We start from the raw sequence: 18,827 nt of genomic DNA, 5'->3' as shown, positions 1-18,827 counted from the left end.
AAGTTGTAAGAGCACGCTATAATAAGGTATTATCACCTTATTTATATCGCTTCAATATCATTAAAAAATGACGTATAGTGCATTTACTGACACCGAAAACGATTCCGTATCACGTTTCAGTAACAAGCTTCATCAATTCGCTTGTTTTAATTGGAATGCACCATAAAAAAGTTTCTCAGATAGTCTTTCTCAGGCTTGTCAACAGTGCTAAGCAGTTCCTCAATTTTCTTCTTAAAACTCCATATCGTATTGCGCCGCAGGTCCAGCATTTCAGAAAGCTGATCCAGGGTGAATCGCTCACTTTGGTTGTTGGTTACGTACAGAATGTAAAAGGCCTTCTCGATAGGGAAACGGATGCCATGAAAAATGGTGTTGCTGGTGACCGACTCGATATAGCCACAGCGGCTGCAGCGTCGGGAAAAATGATCCTTGCCGGTGATGTACTTGTCATTGTTGCACTTGTTGCATTTGAACGACTCCTCCCACTTGATCCTCTCCAGGAACCTGTAGCAACTCAATTTGTCGGGGAATATGCCATTAAACTCTTCCAGGGTAAGGTTTTTGTTGACAAGCCTGTTTTGCAATATCTCCTTGATGTTGTTTTTCAGTTTCCAGTTGTCAAGATCCAGAATGGAGTTGATTTGTGAAATCTCCTTGGTTTGGGCAGTGAGCTTCTCATTCACCTCCCTCAACAGGTTGTTTTTGTCTTCCATCTCAATGGTCCTCAACCTTATCCGCTGCTCCAACTCCTTGTTGACCTTGTCTTTCAGGCTCATATTTTCCTCATGCTGCTTAATGATCCTGAACAATGCCCTGTCTCTCATACTTTTCAAAATCCTCACCCTGTCGCTGAGTGCAAAAGACAAAAAGAGCATTTCTACAACAAACGAAACATGCAGACTATAGTACGACGGAATGCTGATGGGGATAACAGACAGCATCACCATCGCCTTTACCAGGAAGCCTAAGAACAAAAACCCGTAAGCCACCACGAAGAATCTGGCAGGCTTGTAGCCCCTTGCCCAAACATATATGCTTGCATAGAAAATAATGGAGAGTGGTATGATCTCAATATTTCGAAACTGAAATAGCTCATGATCAAACACTAGCGCAAACAAAAACCACAAGCTTCTCAGGATAAGGACAGCATCAATGATTTTGGTCAGCTTAGGTGCCCTGGCCGTGACGTTGAGAAACTTCCTTGAAAACAGAATAGACCAGAAAATAACTGAGAAAAGAGCGACGCCATGGGCCACCTGGTTCCATTCGGGCCAGTTAGACCACAGGTACTGGTAAGCAATCCCATCCACACACATGGCAAACACCCCCACACTCAGGATGTAAAAGGTGTAGTAAAGGTTCTTGATTTCACGAATGGCTATGTAAATGAGGATGTTGTACAAAATGATCATCAGGATCATGCCATAGAAAATCCCATACAGGAAGTACTCATTGAGGGCGTAGTGCACAAACTGGTTGATGGTGCTAAGCACAATGCGTATATCAACATAAGCGTGTGACTCTATCCTGAAGTAAAAGGTTTGCATTCCTTCAAGGCGGTCATTAATAAGCACTTCAAAGTTTTTGTGCTCAAACGTTTTCTGCTCAAAAGGAAACTGGTCGCCGAACTGGAGCAAGCGATAATCACCTTGCACTGTGGGGACGTAAGCCCTCAGGTTATCAATGGTTTGGTCATAAAACTCAATGAGCCATTGTTCCTGATTATCTTTTGGGATGTACAAACGCACCTTGACCCAGTAGGCCGATGAGGGGTTGTAGTCTCTGGGCTGAAAGGAGGCATTGGTATGGAAGCGCTGCTCCTTTACTTCTTCAAAGGTCAGCGATCGTGTGCTGTCCTCAATGTATTCCAGCTCCTGAATAAACAGGATTCTCTCCCCGTCAATGGTGCTAATATCATAAACCGGTGGATAGGAAATCCAGTTGGTGAAAAATGCAAACAGGAATGAGAAAACAACCATGAGCTGGAATTTGAAGGCTTTGCAGGCTTTAAAGTTAACATTTTTCAAGCCACTTGATAAGAAAACGTGCAACCAGTTGCTCAATTACATGCTTCGGGCTTACCTTTCGAAATGGACTTTCAAATCAACGCTTACGATTTCACCGATGCTGCCGCCATCGACAGGCGCATGGCCGCACGTCAGGCACACCTCGACAACGCCAAAAAGATGAAGGCAGCCGGCCACCTGATTGCGGGCGGCGCTATGCTGGATGCTTCAGGCAAAATGATAGGCTCCACGCTCTACCTCCGGTTCGATACCCGAGCGGAGGTAGATGCTTATATCGCCTCCGACCCCTACACCACCGGAAAAGTGTGGGACAGGATAGAGGTCAAGACGATACGCTTAGTGGATTTATAGGCTATCGCTTCAGAGGCACTACTTCCACCTCTTTCAGCGTCCGGTAATTTCGCACAATGGTGAGTTTCACTTGCTTGTCTACCTTCTCGTGCGAAAGCTTTCTGAAAAGATCTGTCGATGAGGTGATGTCTTCACCGTCGAGCTGGAGAATAATATCGCCTTCCAGCAGGTCGGCACGGAAAGCCGGTGAATCCCTTTCAATTTTTGTCACCATCAGGCCTCTGGTAGATTCCAGCTTATAGAAATTGATCAATCGTGGGTGCAAATCAATTTCCTGAATCAACACCCCCAGAAAAGCCTTTTCCACCTTGCCATGCCGGATGAGCTGGCCGGCAATGTCTTTGGCCAGGTTAATATCAATCGAAAAGCTTAGCCCCTGAGCCCTGGCGATGATGGCAGTATTTACCCCAACCACTTCGCCGCTAGTGTCAATCATAGGCCCGCCGGAGTTACCGGGGTTAAGTGCGGCATCGCTTTGTATCACGCTATCAATCAGCCTTCCACTTTGAGTCCGCAGCGACCGTCCTAAGGCGCTCACTACCCCTGCTGTTACAGAATGCTGGTAGCCTAATGGGTTGCCAATGGCAATAACCCACTGCCCGATATTGAGCTTCGAAGAGTCGCCGAGACTGACAGGCGTAAAGTTGCCCCCGTAAATCTTTCCTACAGCCAGGTCGGCATCCGGATCTTCTCCTACTACAAAGCCTTCTTCCCTTGTTCCATCCAGCAATGTCACTGTAAGCTTATCGGCGCCATGGATCACATGGCTGTTGGTGAGAAACAGGCCATCGGATGAGAAGATGAAGCCAGAACCTGAGCCCCCGGGCTGTAGCTTCCCGTCCTTCTTTTTTTGAACGTCGATTTTTACTACAGCATTTTTCGCCTTGTTCACGGCGTTGTATATGAGTTTTGAAAAATTATCCATGCAAGTATCCTTTCGTTTGGCTTAGCTATCACAAAAGAATATCCATTTGGTATAAAGCTGCCAGAAAGGCCAACTCGCAGACATCAAGCGACACTAACCAGGAAAAAATGGCAGCCGCTACCTTTCGATAATGGAAAAGTCGTTGCCCCGTCCGAACCTCAAAAGATCCGACATAAAATATTCTTCCAGGGTGTGAATATCTTTTAACCTGAACTCGTGTCTGTCCACTATCTCCATTAGTTCAAAGTCAAAAACCTCCCGATAATTCACCAGTCTGTATTTTTTGCCGACCCTTAAGCTGTTGAACGCAATGCCCATGGAAGAAGAAAAGAAATTTTGCAAGAAATCACAAGATTAGGACTGCAATTAGATTTAGCCAAACTATGGCAAACATTAAGTAATGTGATATTTTAATAAGAGGTCAAAAAGTATTAAAATTGAATAACCAATTCTACCTATCGAGCGAACCGTTCACTATGCAAACCATGAAAACTAACCTTACCAAACTAGGGGCTCTATCAATTATAGTCTCATTTTTTCTTTTTTCAACGTCATGTGGTTCTTCCGATAAATCGAAAGACAATGCTGAAGACCTGGCTGCCGCAGAGTTTGATGCAGCAGAGCAGGAACTCGAAAATGAAATCGACAAAGTCATACACGACCTGCCTTCTCCATCAGAAGTACCCTTTCTTCTGGAGGCTACTGGTGCTGATTTCAGGGCAGAATTTGTCAACGACCTGGGCAAAATAGAGAGCTACCTTACCTCCAACGATAAGTCCGCTCTTAACCTCGGCGTCTACGCCGCCGATATAGGCTATCTTTCCTCATACAATCAGGCCCAGGAGGCGCTGGACTACATGGAAGGCTGCCAAAAAATGGCCGACAAAATCGGCATTGCTTCGGCGTTTGACATGTCGCTCCTTGCCCGGTTTGAAAAGAGCATTGGAAACAATGACTCATTGGGCCTCATTATCAATGAGGCCATTAAGGTGGCTGAAGAAAAGCTGGAAGCCGGCGACAGGCTTACCATGGCAGCCCTTGTTTTGGCAGGTTCATTTGTGGAAGGCCTGTATATTTCTACTCAGGTAATTGAACAGTACCCAGCCGACCAGCTAAGCGAGAGCAACCGGGACTTGATCCTTGAGCCGCTGATGAGGATAGTGCTGAATCAAAAAATAGCGCTGCTAGATCTTATTTCCGTTCTCAAGCACGTAGAGCAAGACGAAACCATTGCCAACGTGATCTCCGAAATGAATATCTTGAGGTTTCAGTATGAAGAGTTGGCCGAACTGGAGCAAAAAATAAACAATAACGAAGGAGGCGTGGTTCTGCATCAGCATGACCTTCAAAAACTTGCCACTGAAATAGAAAGGGTGAGAAAAGACATTACCGGTTAATTGAAAAAAACTTAAAGTTTTGACCCTTCATCAAAGCATTGAACATTCCATTCAATGCTTTTTTTATATTTAGAGGCGCCCCGACCACAACCGACAATTTTGCCATGAGCGAACAACTACTTAAAGCGATTATACACCTGCTGGCAATTGTAGCCAAGGAAGACGACGTGACGGACGACGAACGGCTATCCATCCTGCAGTTTCTTGAGGAAAACATAAGCAGGCAGGATCAGGACAAGTACATGAACTTTTTCGATAGCCTCACAGCCGAAATGCTTCAGAAAGAAAATTTCGACGACAAAGCCGAAATCATATCGCTTACGGAGGGCATCAACAAAGAGCTTACCCAATCGCAGAAAATAGTAGTAATGATTGACCTCCTGGAGGTAATTGTGGCCGACGGGGAGATCAGCGAGCGGGAGAAGGAGTTGGTTTATTTCATTGGGGATCGGTTCAATATTAAAGACCCCGCTATTGATCTGATGAAAAAGTTTGTCATGTACACGGATCGCTCCAAGCTTGACAACACCAACATATTAGTGGCAGATGATGGAATGGAGATTAGTCCTGCTAAATCTCATCACATTACACTGGACGGCCTCCCCGGCTTTATCGCCATCCTCCGTATTCCTGTCATTGAAAACTACTTCATCAAATATGTAGGAAAGGCATCTCTGCATCTCAACGGCATCCACCTGAAGAGCAACAGGATACAAGTGTTTTCTTCAGGAAGCAGTGTGCGGAGCAGGATATCGAAATCGCTTTACTACAGCGATGTGGTGTCAAAATTCAGAAACGAAACGGCTTCGACCAAAATCAGCTTTCAGGCAGACAACGTGTCCTTTAAGTTCAGGAATGGTAAGCTGGGCCTGCAAAATATCAATATAGCAGAAGATGGTGGAAAACTCATTGGCTTAATGGGCGGCAGCGGCGCTGGCAAATCCACGCTGCTAAACGTGCTAAACAGTACCGAAAAACCTTCTGAGGGATCAGTGCTGATCAATGGCATCGATGTACACAAGGATGGAAAAAAGATAGAAGGCGTTATTGGCTACGTGCCACAGGATGATCTGTTGATAGAAGAGTTGTCAGTTTATCAAAACCTCTTTTATGCAGGCAAGCTCTGTTTTACCGACAAAACCGACGAGCAAATTGACGAGTTAGTCATGAAAACGCTCCAATCGCTGGGCCTTATCGAAACCAGGGATTTGAAAGTGGGTTCTCCTCTTCAAAAAACAATCAGCGGCGGACAACGTAAGCGGCTGAATATTGGCCTGGAGCTACTCCGGGAGCCTTCTGTGCTCTTTGTGGATGAGCCAACCAGTGGACTGTCTTCAAGAGACTCCGAGAACATCATGGACCTGCTGAAGGAGCTCTCTCTAAAAGGGAAAATGGTATTTGTGGTCATCCACCAGCCATCGTCGGAAATCTTCAAAATGTTTGACAAGCTGGTGATCCTCGACGTGGGCGGCTACCAGATCTACTATGGCAACCCTGTGGATGCAGTGATCTACTTCAAAAACATAGTGAACCTGGTAGATGCGGAACGAGGCGAATGTATTGAGTGCGGCAACGTAAATCCCGAGCAAATTTTCAACATCATTGAAACCAAGGTGGTGAATGAGTACGGGCACGTCACCGACAAACGAAAGTTCCAACCCCTGGACTGGTACAGCTTTTTCAAAAAGCATATTACACTCCCCAAAGTAAAGCCAGAACCATCGCTGCCCGAAAAAACGCTCAGTATACCCAACAGGCTTAAGCAAATAAGAATCTTCGCTACACGAGACCTTCTGTCAAAATTTTCTAACCAGCAGTACCTGGCCATTAACTTGCTCGAGGCGCCTCTGCTGGCCGCCCTCCTGGCCTACATCGTGCGGTACTACGACCCCGCCAAATCATACAGCTTCTATGAGAACCTCAACATAGTGGCCTTTTTCTTCATGAGTGTGATTGTGGCGCTATTCATGGGGCTCACGGTAAGCGCCGAAGAGATCATTAAAGACAGTAAAATCCTGAAACGGGAGGCCTTTCTCCACCTGAGCAGAATGAGCTACCTGGTTTCCAAACTGCTGATACTTTTTTCATTCTCTGCCATCCAAACCCTGTTCTATGTGCTCATAGGCGACTGGATCCTCGAGATTGACGGCATGACCTGGTCGTACTGGCTGGTGCTCTTCTCAGTATCCTGCTTTGCCAACGTGTTGGGCCTGAACATATCATCTGCCTTCAATTCGGCCATTACTATCTACATTATCATTCCCATCCTGCTCATTCCCCAGCTGATTTTAAGCGGTGTGGTGGTGAACTTTGACAAGCTCAATCCAACGTTTGCCAATAACACCAAAGTGCCAATCATTGGTGAAATAATGGCCTCACGGTGGGCCTTCGAGGCCCTGGCTGTCACCCAGTACAAAGACAACCCCTTCACCAGCCAATTCTACCAGTTTGATAGAGACATGGCCCAGTCGGAATACAAAACGGTGTATTGGGCTCCCAAGCTGGAAGCAGCACTGGAGTATTGCCACAACGTGACCGACAAGGAGAAATATGCCGCTTCGCTCGAAGAGAGATTTACACTACTCCGCAACGAGTTGGGCAAAGAACTCGACATGATCGGCTACGACAAACTACCATCCTACGAAAGGCTGAACATAAAGGACTTCGATGAAGCCACTTTTGAAGCAAGCATGGACTTTATGAAAGCCATGAGAAAGTTCTACAACAATCGATACAATAAGGCTTTCAAAGAAAAGGATGAAACAGTTCAGTCACTTACGAAAACCGATGAGGAGAGGCAGGAGTATATTGCACTGAAAAATGAGTACGAAAATGAAAGCATTGGTCAGATGGTGAAAAACACCGCCGTGCAGGAAAGAATCATTGAAAAAAGAGGCCACCTTATCCAAAAAATATACCCTATTTATAGCAGGCCGCAGCCGTTGCACCCGTTCGACTTCAGGGCTGGGTTCTTTGTGCCGGAAAAGCACTTTCTGGGAACATACTACCCCACCCTGTATTTCAACGCTGCCATTATCTGGGCGATGAGCATCATCCTTATCATCACCCTTTATTTTGATATACCCAAAAAAGTAATGAAGGGATTCAGTGGTGTCCCCTCTATGCGAAAACCAAGAAAATGATGTACCGTAGTTTCAAAATTTGTCTGTGCCTGGCGGTAGCTTTTGGCACTTCTGATCTATTGGCTCAAAAAAGAGCGCTGACACACGACGATGTGGCAGGTTGGAAAAAAATTAAAACCGAAGACCTTTCGCCCGATGGCAAATGGGCCGAATTCATTTTCGGTCCTGATGAAGGTGACAATACCCTTGTTATTAAAAATCTAAGTACCAAAGCTGACTTTATTATTCCCCGTGGCAGCAAGCCAAAGTTCACTTTCGACTCAAAGCACCTCATCGCCCTGGTGGAGCCACAGCTGGACTCGGTTAGAGCCCAGAAACGGCTCAAGAAAAAGAAAGACGAGCTCCCAAAAGACTCTCTGGCCATCTACAAACTCGCCGATGGTTCCCTTGAAAAAATAGCAGAAGTAAAATCCTTCAAACTTCCGGAAAAGAACGGAGAGTGGCTGGCCTATTTGTCGGCAGCGAAACCAGATAAGAAAGACTCGACGTCAAAAAAAGCGAAAAAAGTAAGCGACGATAATGGCTACACACTGCATGTGCTCAAGCTGGCCGATGGCGCCCACCAAACTTACCCATTCGTAACCAGCTACGAGTTCAGCGAAAACGGCAGCAGGCTCGCCTTTCAGTCGACTGGTGACGACAAAGGCTTTTCGCCAGGCATTTATTCGGTGAGCAAGAACGACCTGGCCATGAAACCGGTGTTTCGCAGCAAGGGAAAATACGATGGTCTCAGGCTGTCAAACGATGGCAGCAGACTGGCCTTCCTTTTTGATAGCGACACATTGAAAAAACCTTTTCAAACGTACGGCCTTTTCCAATGGACGCCGGGCCAGGACAGCGGCAGGGTGATCGTAAAAGCCGACGATCCCTTTCTGATGAAAGAGTGGCAAATGGCCCCTCAGGACTTGAAGTTCAGCGATGACAATAAGCGACTGTTTTTTGGCACTCAACCCAAGCCTCTTGTGGGAGACACTACGCTGCTGGATGAAGAAAAAGCCAAAGTGGACGTGTGGCATTACAAAGATGATTATCTGCAGCCAAGGCAGAAAGTGTTGTCGGACGACCAACTCAAAAGAGGCTACCTGGCCGTATACCATTTTGACAGCAAGAAGCCCGTGCAACTGGGAAACCTCCAGCTGCAGGAGGTGAAAATAACGAAGGAAGGTGTTGGCAACTTTGCACTTGGAGGCTACGAATCGGCTGAATACCGGGTGGTTTCTCAGTGGGAAGGATCACCCATCAATCAGGACATTTACATTATCAATATCAACACTGGTGCCGCTAAACTGGCAAAGAAAAAGGCCAGGGTGATGGAAAATATTTCACCCGCCGGCAAGTTTGGCTACTGGTACGCTGTGGCCGATAGCGCCTGGTATAGCCTGGAAATGACAGCCGGCACCATTCGCAAGCTAACCGATAACTCAAAAGTCCTTTTTTCGGATGAGGAAAACGACTCCCCCAATTTCCCTTCTCCTTATGGCATCGCTGGCTGGCTGGAGAACGACAGCCACATCCTTGTTTACGACCGGTTTGATATATGGAAGATTGACCCCTTGAACCCTGCCACCAAAGAGCGGATTACCCGCAACGGCCGGGAAACTTCCGTTACTTATCGCTACGTGAAAACTGACCCCGAGGAAACGTCGATCAAGGCCAATGCTGAGATCATTCTAAAAGGTTTCCAGAATGAGAAAAAACAACACGGCTTTTTTGCACTTAAGCTCAAAGGAAGCGCCGATCCTTTACAGTTGATAATGGAAGATGCCCAGCTTCAATTTGAAAAGAAAGCTTTAAATGCTGACACGTGGCTCGTTACCCGGGAAACCTACCGTGAGTTTCCCAACCTGCAGCTCACCAGCGGCAAATTCTCGAACTTAGAACAAATAAGCGACGTAAATCCGCAGCAGCAGAATTTCCTTTGGGGAACGGAAGAATTGTTCAACTGGGTGTCACTCGACGGCATTCCGCTGGAAGGGATGCTCTTTAAACCAGACAACTTTGACCCAAAGAAAAAGTACCCTATGATGGTCTATTTCTACGAGCAAAATGCTGATAACTTTCACAATCATATCACTCCTGAATTTGGGAGGTCAATCATCAACTTCACCTTCTACACATCGAGGGGCTATGTGGTGTTTGTGCCGGACATCGTTTACAAAATTGGCTACCCTGGTGAAAGCGCCATCAATTGCGTCATGCCCGGCGTTACATCGCTCATATCGCAGGGCTTTATCGACAAGGACAGAATTGGCGTGCAGGGCCATAGTTGGGGTGGATATCAGATAGCCTATATGGTTACCAAAACCCAGCTGTTCAAAGCAGCCGAAGCAGGCGCCCCTGTGCCAAACATGACAAGCGCCTATGGGGGTATTCGCTGGCAAACGGGCCTGAGCAGGATGTTCCAATACGAACACACCCAAAGCCGTATAGGTGGGTCGCTATGGGAGTACCCGTTAAGGTTCCTGGAAAACTCCCCATTATTCTGGCTCGACAAGGTCAACACACCGCTGCTGATCATGCACAACGACGCCGACGGCCATGTTCCCTGGTATCAGGGTATAGAACTGTTCTCAGCTCTCAAAAGGCTTGGAAAGCCCACCTGGATGATCTCTTACAACGACCAGCCGCACTGGCCGTTGAGGTATCCTAACAGAAAAGACTGGACTACACGTATGCAACAGTATTTCGACTATTTCCTGATGGACGCCCCCGCCCCGCTTTGGATGACTGAGGGTGTTCCAGCAGTTGAAAAAGGCATTAATTATGGGCTTGAACTAATCGACGACAACAAGTAAAACCATGTTTTTCATCCTCTCCAAAATTCTTAGCTGGTTGCTTACGCCCGTCAGTTGGGTAATGCTCTGCATGTTGCTGCCTTATTTCATTAAAAGAAAAGCATGGAAAAAAAGGCTGAGGCTAATTGGGCTTTCTCTGCTGATCTTTTTCACCAATCCGGCCATTTCAAACTTAGCTATGAAGCTGTGGGAAGTGAACCCTGTTTTGATCAGCAGTCTTCCCGACCACGTTGCCGTAGGAGTTGTTCTCACAGGTGTAACCAACCCTATACAAGAACCAAAAGACAGGGTACACTTCAACAAGGGGGCAGATAGGATCGTTCACGCTATTCAGCTCTACCATGAAGGCAAAATAGACAACATCCTGATCACAGGTGGTTCTGGTTCCCTGCTCCATCAGGAAGTATCCGAATCGGAGGGGCTGAAACAAACAGCGCTAATGGCTGGCGTTGCTCCCGACCACCTCTTCGTTGAGGGAGATTCCCGCAACACCAGAGAAAACGCGCTTTACAGTGCTGAGCTTATTAGAAAACATTGGCCAGAAAAGCCGTTTCTGTTAATCACCTCTGCTTTTCACATGCGGCGATCACTGGCATGTTTCAACAAGGTTGAACTCCAGCCTGTGGCGTTCAGCACCGATCTTTACTCAAATCCCTGGGAATGGAGCCCCCTGGATTTAATAATTCCATCGAGCGGGAGCCTTCGCACCTGGGAAGTGCTGATTCGGGAATGGGTGGGAGTCATTAGCTACAAGGTGGCTGGCTATGTCTAAATTCGCCTAAAACAAACTAAGGCCACCAGTCGGGTTTCGTCTGAAAAAAACTGGTATATTTAATGTTATTATCAGCAATAATTTTGTTGTTAAAACATATTTCAGCCTGGCTTTTTCGGTACACGATTAACAAAAAAGAGCTAGTGAAAATCTTCTTCTCCATCAAAATCAACTCTCTACAAGCGTTCGTTAAAATTTAAAGTAGATACATACAAATAATTCAGCCTTTCAGTTAGATTAGTGAACAGTCATTTAACACCGATTGTTATAAGAAGGTGTCAATTTGCAGTCCATCAGTTCTTAAAAAATCAATAGTACAAACTTACTGAATACACATTTTCTGGTTCTCTATGAAGCGAGTGGTAATAATTGATGATGATGAAATTTTCCAGTTTCTCTGTAGCAAAGCGCTGGAAAACATCGGATGCACTGACGAGATTAAACAGTTCACAAACAGCCAGAAAGGGCTTGACTACCTAACCAAACAACTGACCGAGGAAAGTTATCCGACTATGTTAATGGTTGATATCAACATGCCTTTGCTTGATGGATGGGAAATAATTGAGGGCATAGAAAAAGCAGGATCCAGTTTCATTAAAAACTGCAAGGTTTTTATCCTTTCTTCCTCAGTAGATGTAAAGGACAAAGAGAAAGCACTGTCGTATAAATCAGTAACCGGATTCATCATTAAACCATTATCTGAGTCTAATCTCAGAAATATTGCCAAAGAACACTTTGGACTTGGCTGAAGGTGGGGTTCTGTGTTAATCCAATCTTCTTAATGGGGGAGTTTCTTTTGGAGGGCTCCATACGTCCATGTGCCTAGCAGGGCGCTGCCAAGCCCTACTATCATCACCGTGGTTCCACTTCCGACCAGCGCATACAGCGGACCCGGGCAAGCGCCTGTCAAAGCCCAGCCGAGGCCGAAAATTGTGCCGCCAATCACTACACCCTTGTCCATTCTCTTGGCCGGAAGGGTGATAGTTTCCCCGTCAATTGTCTTCAACGAGAGCCTTCGAACGATGAATACAAGAATGGCTCCAACCACCACCGCCGAGCCTATTATAGCGTACATGTGTATGGACTGAAACCGGAACATCTCCTGAATCCTGAACCAGGAAATAACCTCAGCTTTGGTTAGAATAACACCAAACACGATCCCTAAAAACAAATACCTTATATTTTTCATGTGTATATAATTGTTTTTCAATGGCCACATGGAATAGCTGAACCGGTTTGGGATTGAACATTTCTTGTGTTAGAGGCATATTCATTCTCGTTGGGTATGGTATTCCTTATGGCTATTTCATGGCGTGGTTTTAAAAAAGAAAGTCAAACAAGAAATGAGTCATAATGAGGCCCCCGACAAAGAAGCTGATGGAAGCCACAAGGGAAGCCATCTGAAAATACGAAAGGCCAAACATGGTGTGACCTGAGGTGCATCCTCCGGCGTACCGGGTGCCAAAGCCTACCAGAAACCCACCAAGAATAATGAAAATAAATCCTTTGGTAGTCAATAGGTTGGACCACGAAAAAAGTTCTGCCGGTACCAGACCCCGGAAATCGGAAATGCCGAGGGCCATTAGCTCACTCTTTGTAGAATCAGAAATAGCAACAGGTGATCCGTCAGAAAGAAAATGACTGGAAAGAAATGCGCCAATCACAATCCCGGCAACAAACACCAGGTTCCAAGTGCGTTCTTTCCAGTTGTATTTAAAAAGCTCAATCCCGGAAGGAAAGCACGCAGCGCAGATATCCCGCAGGGACGACGATATGCCAAAGGTCTTGTTTCCCAGCAAAAGGAAAGCAGGGGTAATCAGCCCAATCAATGGGCCCGCCACGTACCACGGCCATGGCGACTTTAACCATTCCATCATAAGTTACTCTTTCAGGTGTTGAAGTTGCTGCAAGAAGGTGTTATTGTCCGGAATTCCATTCTTCTCGCAGATTCGAAAATAACGGTTCTGCCTCAAAATAGTTCGTGTAGGTACACCTTTAGTTTGAAGACTTCAGGAAAGAAAGAGCTCCTTAGCAAAAATCAGAACAGCCATAGTGAGTACAAACCAGCCAAAACCCTTTTTCAAGTGTTTACCATCTATTCTCTTACCGAGGAAGCTTCCAAACAGCATCCCGGCAATAGAAATACCACAAAAACCTGCAAGAAACTGCCAGTCAATTGCCTGATTGGCCACATCGCCGAGAAAACCCAGTAGCGTATTAATACTTACAATGAAAAGTGATGTACCAATGGCATGCTTCATCGGCAGCTTCATCACAATTACCAGAGCGGGCACGATGAGAAAGCCCCCGCCTGCTCCCACCAAACCAAAGAGCACGCCTATGGCTGCATTTCTTAGAACAAGTATAAAATAATTGGTGATCACGGTTGGGCCTGCTTCCTCTTCGGGTTGCTCATTCCTTATCATGGAAAACGCACTGAAAAACATCACGATGGCAAAAATAGACAGCAACATTGCCCCCTTGGTAAGTTGAAATCCACCAACTTCAAAAATCACGGGAGGGATGGCCGGAATTACATACATGCGGGTGAGGAAGATGGTGGTGAGCGAGGGCACAGCAAACAGCATGGCGATGCGGAGGTGCATAATAATGAGCTTGTACCGAATTGCCGCCCCGATAGAGGATGTAACGCCGACGATAAACAACGAGTAGGCTGTTGCCAGCATTGGATCGATGCCGAAAAGATAAACCAACACAGGCACAGCAAGCACAGCGCCTCCTGCCCCTATCAAGCCCAACACCAGTCCAATAAAAACAGCCGCAACATAGCCCGCTACAATCATCTTCTCGCTCCCTTAGTGAGGCATAAAACTAGAGGAATTTGACCACAATGCGCATCAGATATTGGATTAATCAATACTATAAACCCGGGGAACCGCTGATGTGAATTTAGCGTGGGTGGGGGCGTGAGGAAAGCTATCCGGGTATCTCATGGTGAGTACCATCGATGAACCAAGCGGATCAGGTACAAAAAGGTCGAAGGATCCGAAAGATCCTACAAATTGGACTGGTAAGACTTTTGCCACTCTTCCCAGGAAACTTTTTTATGACCGTTTTCACCAAAATACTTAATAACCGTGTCGAAAAATTTGGCCTCCTGAAAGCCTGGCAACAGGGTGAGTATTCTCATTTCCTCATCCATAAAAACGCCCATTGGGTAACTCAGCTTGCCTTGAGTAAGTGTGGCGGCGAGCTCGTGGTAGCCATTGCGACCGCTGGCGACAAACTTAAAAGTGTGACCATCGAAAATTACATCTTCCTTCTGCTCTGCATTGAATTTCACTGCGTAATAGTTGGCGTTGACATAGGACGAAATAGCCTCAACAGAAAAGGTTTTCTTGTCCATTACCTTGCACCACCCACACCAGTCAGTGTACAAATCAATGAATATCTTTTTAGGCGCCACTTTGTTGGCAGCAACCGCTTCTTCGAAGGTCATCCACTTAATGCCTCCTTCTTCGGTTTTTCTTTCGGGCATGTTAAATGAGGTAAATGCCACGAAAAGTGCCAAAAGAACTACAGATGTCTTTATCCTAAAACTCATATTCAAGTAAATTACTTTGCCAATTTATAAACTTCCGGCCAAAAAAGTAACCACTCAACCATAACGTTGCAACATGCCGTTAGGTTCTTTACAACCCGTCAACTCCCACTTAATTTAGGTTTACAAACTAATTATCAACGAATAAATTAGCTATATTCATACATGAAGCGCCTAGAGGAAACATGTAATCGGGCGAATCAAATAGGTGGTGTGCCTGATAAAATGTGGAAAATAGCAGTTTGCGATAAATAGGGTTAAGGGTAATTGGCGGATAGATGTTTATTGATTTCAAACTCAAACATATGCACGTAAAAGTAGCGTCAGTATCGAGCGTGATATTTTTTGTTGCCTTACTTGCGCTGCCCCAAAAAACAGCAGCACAGGATTCCGTCGAGGGGCTCATTCAAGTGGAAAGGGACTTTGCAGCTTTTTGTGGCGACAATGGTCTGCCAGAGGCATGGGTTAAGTTTTTCGCACCTGATGGCTTGGTGTTCCAACCACACCCAAAAAATGCTCAGGAAGTTAACTCGACAAAAATCCCTTCCCCTAAGCCCGCCGCCAGCACACTTTACTGGGAGCCCTACCATGGGGCCACGTCCATTGGCGGAGACCTCGGCTTCAACACCGGCCCGTGGAGAATTACATCAAACACTTCAAATGGTCAGCCTCCCCAATACGGTTATTTCTTTTCGGTGTGGAAAAAGCAGCCTTCGGGGGAGTGGAAAGTGCTGCTTGATTTGGGCACTACGGCACCTGCAGCGGGCCCTGAGCATGTGTTCGGCGCTGAATATGACGTAAGAAAAAGGGAAGCTGACAATGGCAAAAGCAAAGCAGAGAGCCTGGAGGAAGCAGACTACCTGTTCAACGTGATGGCCACTAATGGCATCAAAGCAGCCTACCAAAAAATGGCCTCCACTAATCTCCTGTCAACCATCAATGGGTTTCACCCCTTCTACAACAAACGCTCATTTTTATCCTGGATATCTTCAGAAGCGTCGCCCTATATGAAGGGCTCCGCTATTTTCTCCACCATCGACTCCGGGACATCTGTGTCGCAGGACTTGGGGTATAGCTACGGCAGTTATGAAATAGATGCGTTGATGAAAGAAAAAGGTTATTTCGTCAGAATTTGGAGGCGAAACCCGCAGGGATACTGGTACCTGGCAGCGGAAATCCTGTCCGACAACGTTAAAAGCAGATCTTAAATTAAAGGGGTTACCAGCTGGCACAATTGGCTACGTTAGCCGCATTGGCAGTGGCAGGGTTGCTGCCGATGTTTCCGTAGACCAGGATCACGCTTTTGTTGTCGCCGTCACCCAAATGCACTTTGATGTGCCCATCAAAATTGATAAGTTCTGCATACGAAATCTCGTCGCCATTGGCTAGCTGTGTGAGTAGTGTTTTGCCCTCGCCGGTTGCCGCATCCACCGGATTTAGCATAGCTGCCATGTCTGCTTCAACACTGTATTGCCCAAAGTGAAGGTGTGCAGGAAACTTTGATGTGCCTGTGGGGCCGTCGAGTTTGATGCCTATTACAGCCAGGCCATCGTTTCGCTCAGAGAAAGTTACCTCTCCCTGGTACCCCCAATCGTTCGAGCCTGTAAAAAGCGAATAGGTAACACTTTTACCTGTGAGTGCCGTAGGATCAGCTTCCTCGTCTTTACAAGAGACCATGGCAAGCATTCCAATGGCCAAAACTAAAATGTGATGATTTTTCATGACAAAAAGGGAGTGCGTTTATCAAATATAACATCCAATAAACGCTTTTCCCCATCTTTTAATTTCCTTTGACGTTAAAATTTACTCGCTTTTGTAAACAGCACCAGCCTTCATCACAAACTTTACATCCTGCAGTACTTTGATATCTTTCAATGGATCGCCTTTCACGGCAATAATGTCAGCAAAGCCGCCTGTTTGCACAGCACCCAGCTTTTCGTTCTGAAGAATACCTGCATTGATTGAAGTAGCAGCCTTAATCGCTTCCATCGGCTTCATGCCCCCACCTACCATAAGTTCAAACTCACGGGCATTTTTGCCATGAGGGAAAACTCCCGCATCGGTGCCAAAGCCAATCTTCACGCCCGATTTGTAAGCCTCCGCAAATGTACCCTGAATCAGCGGGCCAATAGTTCTGGCTTTCTCAGCCACAATAGCCGGATAAAAGCCTGGAATCTCCGCATTTTCAGCGGCAGAAACACCAGCTATGATGGTGGGGATGTACCACGTGCCATATTGCTTCATCAAATCCATCGTCTCTTTGTCCATATAGGTGCCATGCTCAATGGTTGTAACACCTCCCTTGATAGCTCTCTGCATACCTTCCACTCCATGGGCATGGGCGGCTACATGCATTTGCATGTCAGTGGCCGTATTGACAATAGCACTGATTTCATCCTGAGTAAATGAGGGTCCCGAACCATCTTTTGCAACTGACAGTACTCCACCAGTAGCAGTAATTTTAATAAAATCGGAACCATCCTTATAGCGCTGCCGCACCGCTTTGCGGCCTTCTTCGGGGCTGTTGGCTACACCTTCTTTTGGCCCTGGGTCTCCCATTTTGTCGAAAGGAAGCCCATTCGTAGGGTCACCATGCCCCCCTGTAATTGAGATGCCCTTTCCAGCAGTATAAATCCTTGGCCCGTCGACAGTACCGGCATTAATAGCATTGCGAAGAGAAATATTGACTCCGGAGCCACCGCAGTCACGCACGGTAGTAAAACCAGCCATCAATGTCTTTTTCGCATAAACTGTGCTTTCGAAAGCTTTGTCGGCTTCATTCTGAGTGAATCGCTTCACATAACCTGCCCTGCTGGCCTCGCTTTCCATGTGTACATGCATATCTATAAAGCCTGGCATTACCGTATAGGCTTTCAGGTCAATCACCTTGTCATTTTTGCCCCCTGCTTTGTAGCCGTTCTCCACTGCCACAATCATGTCATTTTCAATGGTCACCGTCACCTGTGACCTGGGTGAGTCACTCAACCCGTCGATGAGCGTGCCACACTGGATCAATGTCTTTTGCGCCTGGGAGTGCAAAGCCATCCCGGCTGCCAACGTAAATAATAGTATCCTCTTCAACATATCAGTGAAATTAAGTTCGACTGGAAAAGTAGTCGATTGAAGAAGAATTGCCTGCTAAAAAGTAGCCAGTGGGAATACCTTTGGGTGGGTGGCATATTTTGGATGCCCGGTGCGACGAAGACGACGCATAAAAGAAAAACCACATGACAACCAAGGCGCAAAATTCCTGGTCATCATGTGGTCTATTGGCTTTCAACCCCTTGATCTACTCTGCACTAAGCATGGTTTAGCACAGGGCGTTCCAAAATGGTTTTCTTCCATTTACGAGACAGCTGATAGTGAATGTTGGCGTGAAAAGGCCCGTCCGAGTTTACATCAAAAAAGGAGAGCAATATCTCCCCATTGTCTTTGGAAGAGCAAATAAGCTGGAGCACGATAGTGTTCACATTCGCTGGATCAATAGTCTTTTTGCTGTCTGCTGCCTTTTTTCCATTGACCAGCACATGCGCATCAATAACCTCGTCGGCCTGAATGACCTGAGTAATTACCTCAGGCTGACTGTTGTTGACAAACACCAGGCGATGGGTGGCTGCATCAAAAGCCATCCCTCTGTTTGTCCATACATCATACTGGGCGGGAAGCTTTCCAGTAACTGCTTTAATGCTTTTTAAAATGAGCCTGCTTTTACTTGAGGCTGTTCTTGCAAACCACACCACTGGTGCAACGCACGCAATGATGATGACTGCATACATGATTATTTCTTTAGTTTCCATGATTTGTTTTCAATAAAGTGTAGAACAATGCTTTTTCGAAAGACTAGCTCCCACAAGA

At 46.2% G+C, this 18,827-nt stretch carries 17 protein-coding genes; 7 read left to right on the top strand and 10 right to left on the bottom strand.

Annotated features, from left to right (window positions below; genetic code table 11):
- Positions 1-146: 146 nt before the first annotated feature.
- The gene (locus tag ACMVP2_RS15560) at positions 147-1,979 is read right to left on the bottom strand and encodes a 7TM diverse intracellular signaling domain-containing protein (RefSeq protein ID WP_416864186.1); all 1,833 of its coding nucleotides are present in this window, start codon (positions 1,977-1,979) and stop codon (positions 147-149) included.
- Between the two features lie 111 nt (positions 1,980-2,090).
- Between ACMVP2_RS15560 and ACMVP2_RS15555 the strand changes: the two genes are divergently transcribed.
- On the top strand, positions 2,091-2,378 hold the full coding sequence (locus ACMVP2_RS15555) for a YciI family protein (RefSeq protein WP_317489826.1): 288 nt from the start codon (positions 2,091-2,093) through the stop codon (positions 2,376-2,378).
- Position 2,379: 1 nt separating this feature from the next.
- Here the strand turns inward: ACMVP2_RS15555 and ACMVP2_RS15550 are convergent, their stop codons facing one another.
- Positions 2,380-3,303 (bottom strand): S1C family serine protease, encoded by a 924-nt coding sequence (locus ACMVP2_RS15550; protein WP_416864185.1) that lies wholly within the window; start codon positions 3,301-3,303, stop codon positions 2,380-2,382.
- A gap of 117 nt (positions 3,304-3,420) precedes the next feature.
- Positions 3,421-3,645 (bottom strand): hypothetical protein, encoded by a 225-nt coding sequence (locus tag ACMVP2_RS15545; RefSeq protein WP_317489824.1) that lies wholly within the window; start codon positions 3,643-3,645, stop codon positions 3,421-3,423.
- 143 nt (positions 3,646-3,788) lie between these two features.
- On the opposite strand from ACMVP2_RS15545, the gene ACMVP2_RS15540 reads away from it, so the two are divergent.
- From ACMVP2_RS15540 to ACMVP2_RS15520, 5 genes are all read left to right on the top strand, one after another.
- Entirely contained in the window at positions 3,789-4,700 is a 912-nt protein-coding gene (locus tag ACMVP2_RS15540) for a hypothetical protein (protein ID WP_416864184.1), read from the top strand.
- Positions 4,701-4,804: 104 nt separating this feature from the next.
- Entirely contained in the window at positions 4,805-7,843 is a 3,039-nt protein-coding gene (locus ACMVP2_RS15535) for an ATP-binding cassette domain-containing protein (protein WP_416864183.1), read from the top strand.
- Complete coding sequence (locus ACMVP2_RS15530; RefSeq protein ID WP_416864182.1) at positions 7,840-10,638, top strand: prolyl oligopeptidase family serine peptidase; 2,799 nt, start codon at positions 7,840-7,842, stop codon at positions 10,636-10,638. The genes ACMVP2_RS15535 and ACMVP2_RS15530 overlap by 4 nt, the downstream gene beginning before the upstream one ends.
- Before the next feature lie 4 nt (positions 10,639-10,642).
- On the top strand, positions 10,643-11,410 hold the full coding sequence (locus ACMVP2_RS15525) for a YdcF family protein (protein ID WP_416864181.1): 768 nt from the start codon (positions 10,643-10,645) through the stop codon (positions 11,408-11,410).
- A gap of 350 nt (positions 11,411-11,760) precedes the next feature.
- Complete coding sequence (locus ACMVP2_RS15520; RefSeq protein WP_416864180.1) at positions 11,761-12,159, top strand: response regulator; 399 nt, start codon at positions 11,761-11,763, stop codon at positions 12,157-12,159.
- 29 nt (positions 12,160-12,188) lie between these two features.
- Here the strand turns inward: ACMVP2_RS15520 and ACMVP2_RS15515 are convergent, their stop codons facing one another.
- From ACMVP2_RS15515 to ACMVP2_RS15500, 4 genes are all read right to left on the bottom strand, one after another.
- Positions 12,189-12,599: a DUF6691 family protein gene (locus ACMVP2_RS15515; protein ID WP_416864179.1), complete on the bottom strand. Its 411-nt coding sequence runs from the start codon at positions 12,597-12,599 to the stop codon at positions 12,189-12,191.
- A gap of 130 nt (positions 12,600-12,729) precedes the next feature.
- Positions 12,730-13,287, bottom strand: a complete 558-nt coding sequence (locus ACMVP2_RS15510) for a YeeE/YedE family protein (RefSeq protein WP_339793925.1) — start codon at positions 13,285-13,287, stop codon at positions 12,730-12,732.
- 132 nt (positions 13,288-13,419) lie between these two features.
- A complete protein-coding gene (locus tag ACMVP2_RS15505; RefSeq protein WP_339793923.1) occupies positions 13,420-14,214 on the bottom strand; it encodes a sulfite exporter TauE/SafE family protein in 795 nt (264 codons plus the stop codon).
- Positions 14,215-14,426: 212 nt separating this feature from the next.
- Positions 14,427-14,975 carry a thioredoxin family protein gene (locus tag ACMVP2_RS15500; RefSeq protein ID WP_339793921.1) on the bottom strand — a complete coding sequence of 183 codons (549 nt, stop codon included), beginning with the start codon at positions 14,973-14,975 and terminating at the stop codon, positions 14,427-14,429.
- 302 nt (positions 14,976-15,277) lie between these two features.
- On the opposite strand from ACMVP2_RS15500, the gene ACMVP2_RS15495 reads away from it, so the two are divergent.
- Positions 15,278-16,180, top strand: coding sequence for a YybH family protein (locus ACMVP2_RS15495; RefSeq protein WP_416864178.1), 903 nt, complete (start codon positions 15,278-15,280; stop codon positions 16,178-16,180).
- 10 nt (positions 16,181-16,190) lie between these two features.
- On the opposite strand, the gene ACMVP2_RS15490 is transcribed toward ACMVP2_RS15495, so the two are convergent.
- The 3 genes from ACMVP2_RS15490 to ACMVP2_RS15480 form a co-directional block, all read right to left on the bottom strand.
- Positions 16,191-16,694 (bottom strand): hypothetical protein, encoded by a 504-nt coding sequence (locus tag ACMVP2_RS15490; RefSeq protein ID WP_416864177.1) that lies wholly within the window; start codon positions 16,692-16,694, stop codon positions 16,191-16,193.
- Between the two features lie 81 nt (positions 16,695-16,775).
- Positions 16,776-18,053: an amidohydrolase family protein gene (locus ACMVP2_RS15485; RefSeq protein WP_416868204.1), complete on the bottom strand. Its 1,278-nt coding sequence runs from the start codon at positions 18,051-18,053 to the stop codon at positions 16,776-16,778.
- Between the two features lie 218 nt (positions 18,054-18,271).
- Positions 18,272-18,769, bottom strand: coding sequence for a hypothetical protein (locus ACMVP2_RS15480; protein ID WP_416864176.1), 498 nt, complete (start codon positions 18,767-18,769; stop codon positions 18,272-18,274).
- Positions 18,770-18,827: the final 58 nt, after the last annotated feature.

The organism is Imperialibacter sp., assembly GCF_048007035.1.
GTDB lineage: Bacteria > Bacteroidota > Bacteroidia > Cytophagales > Cyclobacteriaceae > Imperialibacter.
Note: the sequence above shows the minus strand (reverse complement) of the source record. Positions and strands in the feature narration are given on the sequence as shown.